The sequence below is a fragment of the Methylobacterium sp. CCH5-D2 genome (assembly GCF_001556475.1).
GTDB classification, from domain to species: Bacteria; Pseudomonadota; Alphaproteobacteria; order Rhizobiales; family Beijerinckiaceae; genus Methylobacterium; species Methylobacterium hispanicum.
On sequence record NZ_LSIX01000987.1, the window covers coordinates 1 to 3,936 of the forward strand.

The 3,936-nt window shown below is 72.7% G+C and carries 5 protein-coding genes; 3 read left to right on the forward strand and 2 right to left on the reverse strand.

Going from position 1 to position 3,936, the window contains the following annotated elements:
• Positions 1 to 127: 127 nt before the first annotated feature.
• Both metC and AX737_RS34915 read right to left on the reverse strand, forming a co-directional pair.
• Positions 128 to 1,300 (reverse strand): cystathionine beta-lyase, encoded by a 1,173-nt coding sequence (gene metC / locus AX737_RS26700; protein WP_066926762.1) that lies wholly within the window; start codon positions 1,298 to 1,300, stop codon positions 128 to 130.
• A 110-nt stretch (positions 1,301 to 1,410) separates the two neighbouring features.
• A complete protein-coding gene (locus AX737_RS34915; RefSeq protein ID WP_197430730.1) occupies positions 1,411 to 1,575 on the reverse strand; it encodes an Rmf/CrpP family protein in 165 nt (54 codons plus the stop codon).
• A 102-nt stretch (positions 1,576 to 1,677) separates the two neighbouring features.
• Between AX737_RS34915 and AX737_RS26705 the strand changes: the two genes are divergently transcribed.
• The 3 genes from AX737_RS26705 to AX737_RS26715 form a co-directional block, all read left to right on the forward strand.
• The gene (locus AX737_RS26705; RefSeq protein ID WP_066926763.1) at positions 1,678 to 1,959 is read left to right on the forward strand and encodes a hypothetical protein; all 282 of its coding nucleotides are present in this window, start codon (positions 1,678 to 1,680) and stop codon (positions 1,957 to 1,959) included.
• Between the two features lie 107 nt (positions 1,960 to 2,066).
• Positions 2,067 to 2,924: an EamA family transporter RarD gene (gene rarD / locus AX737_RS26710; RefSeq protein ID WP_066926765.1), complete on the forward strand. Its 858-nt coding sequence runs from the start codon at positions 2,067 to 2,069 to the stop codon at positions 2,922 to 2,924.
• A gap of 84 nt (positions 2,925 to 3,008) precedes the next feature.
• Positions 3,009 to 3,936 (forward strand): PAS domain-containing hybrid sensor histidine kinase/response regulator (locus AX737_RS26715; protein WP_156453983.1); only part of this gene is annotated, 928 nt, incomplete at its 3' end.

Sequence of the window (3,936 nt, forward strand, 5' to 3'; positions counted from 1 at the left end):
GCGGCGGGGCTGACCGACCCCGCCGACGGCTCGGGCGCGGTCGGCGGCTACGCGGCGCTGTCCCGGTGGACCGCCCCCGGCGGGCAGCTCACGGTGTTCGCGCTGCCCGAGTAGGGAGCGGCGAGACTCAGCTCGCCGCCCGGAGCCGCGCGAAGCCGGCCTCCAGGTCGGCCTTCAGGTCCGCCGTGTCCTCCAGGCCGATATGGAAGCGCAGACCCCAGCCGCCCGGCGCCCAGCTGGTGGCCGTGCGGTAGGGCGCGCAGTCGAACGGGATCACGAGGCTCTCGAAGCCGCCCCAGGAGAAGCCCATCCCGAAGAGTTCGAGCCCGTCGAGCATCGCGGCGAGCGCCGCCTCGGGGCACGGCTTCAGGATCACGCCGAACAGGCCGGAGGCGCCCGCGAAGTCGCGCCGCCAGATCGCGTGGCCGGGATCGTCGGGGAGGCCCGGGTGGAGCACCCGCAGCACTTCGGGCCGGGCCTGCAGCCACTGCGCCATCTCGAGCCCGGCCCGGCCGTGCTCGCGCAGGCGCAGGGACATCGTGCGCAGGCCGCGCAGCGCCAGGAAGATGTCCTCCGGGCCGGCGCACAGGGCGAAGTGGTCGAAGGTGCGCCGCACCGCCGGGAAATGCTTCGCGTTGGCCGAGGTCAGGCCGATCAGCAGGTCCGAGCCGCCGCTGAGATACTTGGTCCCGGCCTCGACCGCGATATCGACGCCGCGCTCGTGCGGCGGGAACAGGAGCGGCGTCGCCCAGGTGTTGTCCATGATCACGGTGCCGCCGCGGGCGTGGACCACCTCCGCGATCGCCGGCACGTCCTGCATCTCGAAGCTCTGCGAGCCAGGCGCCTCGACGAGCACCGCGCGGGTGTTGTCGCGCATCAGCGCCGCGATGCCGGCGCCCACCGTCGGATCGTAGTAGGTCGTCTCGACGCCGAAGCGGGCGAGCACGCCGTCGCAGAACTGACGGGTCGGGCGGTAGGCGGAATCGGTGACGAGGAGGTGGTCGCCCGCCGAGACGGCGGCCATCAGCGCGACGGTGAGCGCGGCCAGCCCCGAGGGCGTCGCCACCGTGCCGGCCGCGCCCGCGAGCTCCGTCCAGGCCTCGGTGAGCGCGTCCATCGTCGGCGTGCCGGAGGTGCCGTAATTGTAGCGCCCGCGCCGGTGCTTGATCGCGTCGTAGGTCGGGTAGAGCACCGTCGAGCCGCGATAGATCGGCGTGTTGACGAAGCCGTGCTGCTGCGACGGGTCGCGCCCCGCATGGACCAGGCGGGTGGCGGGGCCGAAAGTCGGGTTCTTCCTCAACGGACGCGCTCGGGTTTCTGTCGATCTCGGGCCGCACGAAGCCCGGGCGCCGGTCCGAGGTCAAGCCGAGAGCGGCCGGGCCGGCCCCGCGCGGGGCCGGCCCGGCGCTCTCAGCCGTTCGCGTCGGTGTCGGCGGCCTCCTCGTAGGCCTGCATCCAGGCGGCGCGCTCCTGCGTGCCCTCGGCGTAGGGGCACTCGCTCACCGGCTTGCCGTAGAGGCGGGCGTTGCGGCCCTGGATGAAGGGGCTGTCGCTCGCGGTGGCCTTCGGATCCATCGAAATCTCCCTGTCGGTCGTGTCGTCAGTCTTCGGCGTTCCGCTTCGTTAACGGCCTCGGGTTAGGTCTGGTGCCTCGTCCGGTGTGATCGGATTTGTCGCGTGCGTACCCTGCGTCTCATCACCGGCGGCTGCGTCGTCGGCCTCAGCACCCTGGTCGTCGGCTTCGTCAGCGCCGACCGCCTCGGCCACTTGGCGCCGCCCCCCGCGGTGCGCGCCGCCGTCCCGGAGCCCTCGGCCACCGGCTCGATCGCCGTGCCCAAGCCCGCCGCCCCGGCCGCCCCCCAGAAGGTCGCGGCTCCCAAGGTGCCGAGCGGCTTCGACACCGAGCGCCTGAACGCCCTGATGCGCGGCGACCCGATCCTGCCCGCCGGCCGGCGCTGACGGTGCCACGCGATCACGTCGGCGTGCGCCCGCACACCTGACGGCGCGACGCCCCGGGGTCTATGAGGCGCCGGCCCGCCGCTCGTTGCGGGCGGGGGGCAGATGCCTTGGGCTTCGTCTACGCGCTCGCGGCCTATCTGAGCTGGGGCCTCGTCGTGCCGGTGCATTTCCGGCTGCTCGGGCAATTCACCCCGGCCTACATCCTGGCCGAGCGCATCATCTGGTCGGGGCTCTTCGTCGGCGCGCTGGTGCTGGTCTGGCGCGCCCGCCTGCGCAATCCGTTCCCGCTGCGCCCGCGCCACGCGCTCCTCGTCGCCTCGGCCCTGCTGATCGCGGTGAACTGGCTGCTCTACCTGCAGGCCGTGAAGGCGGGCCACCTGCTGGATGCCAGCCTCGGCTACTACATCAATCCCCTGGTCAGCGTCGGTCTCGGCAGGCTGGTGCTCGGCGAGCGGCTGCGGCCGCTCCAGCTTGTGGCGGTCGCCATCGCCGCCTCCGGCGTCGGCGTCGCGGTGGTCTGGGCCGGCGACCTGCCGCTGATCTCGCTCTCGCTCGCGCTGACCTTCGCGCTCTACGGGCTGATCCGGAAGGTGGTGGGCGTCGATCCGACGCTCGGGCTGCTCGCCGAGACGCTGATCCTCGCGCCCTTCTGCGCGGCCTGGCTCTGGCAGGCGCCCGAGCCGTTCCTGCCGCCCGAGCCCCGCGCCCTCGTCCTGCTGCTGCTCACCGGGATCACCACGGCGCTGCCGCTGATCTGGTTCGCGGCCGCCGCCGAGCGCCTGCGCCTCGCGACGCTGGGCCTGATGCAGTACATCGCCCCGACCTGCCTGCTGATCCTCAGCGTGCTGGTCTTCGGCGAGCGGGTCGAGCCGCAGCGGATCGTCATGCTGGCGCTGATCTGGCTGGCGCTCGTCCTCTACGGCCTCGACGCCGTCCGCACCGGCCGCGCCGCGCGCATGTCCTGAACGGCCGGCGAGCCGCGATTTCGGCGCGTTCCCGCCGGACGGCGCCCTATATGGAGGGTGTTGCTTCAGCGTGTGGGTTTTTGAATGAGCGAGCGCCAGGGTGGCGGGCGAGCCGACGAGTCGATCGGCGCGAGCGCGGATGCGCCCGGCATCGATAAGCGCGACATCGGAGAGGCCGATTACCGCAATCTCGCCGAGACCTTGCCGCAGCTCGCCTGGATGGCCGAGGCCGACGGCACCATCGTCTGGTACAACCGCCGCTGGTACGACTACACCGGCACGACGCCGGGCGAGATGCAGGGCTGGGGCTGGCGCGACGTCCACCATCCGGACCACATCGGCCGCGTGCTCGACCGCTACCGGGCCGCGATCACGGCCGGAGAGCCCTGGGAGGACACCTTCCCGCTGCGGGGCGCGGATGGGGAGTACCGCTGGTTCCTGTCGCAGGCGATGCCGCTGCGCGACCCGGACGGCCGGGTCCGGCGCTGGTACGGCACCAACACCGACATCTCGCGCCGCCGCGCGACCGAGCAGCGCCTGCGCCACTCCGAGGAACGTTTCCGGGCGCTCGTCGACGCCTCCGCGGCGGTCGTCTGGAATACCAGCGCCAGCGGCGAGTTGATGCCGCCGCAGCCGCGCTGGAGCGCCTATACGGGCCAGAGCGAGGCGGCCTACCAGGGCTGGGGCTGGGTCGATGCGGTCCATCCCGACGACCGCGCCCACGCGGCCGACACCTGGGCGCGCTCGGTCGATGAGCGCCAGCCCTACGAGGTCGAGTACCGGCTTCGCCGCCACGACGGGCAGTGGCGCCACATGGAGGTGCGCGGCGTACCGGTCTTCGACGAGGAGGGCACGATCCGCGAGTGGGTCGGCACCAACGTCGACATCACCGACCGCAAGGAGGCCGAGGCCGAGATCGAGCGCGCCCGGCAATCGGCCGAGGCCGCCAACCGGGCCAAGAGCCAGTTCATCGCCAACATGAGCCACGAGCTGCGCACGCCGCTCTCGGCGG

Excerpts from the sequence above, each read along its gene's own strand:
- AX737_RS34915 (WP_197430730.1), bottom strand. The coding sequence starts at position 1,575 with ATGGATCCGAAGGCCACCGCGAGCGACAGCCCCTTCATCCAGGGCCGC.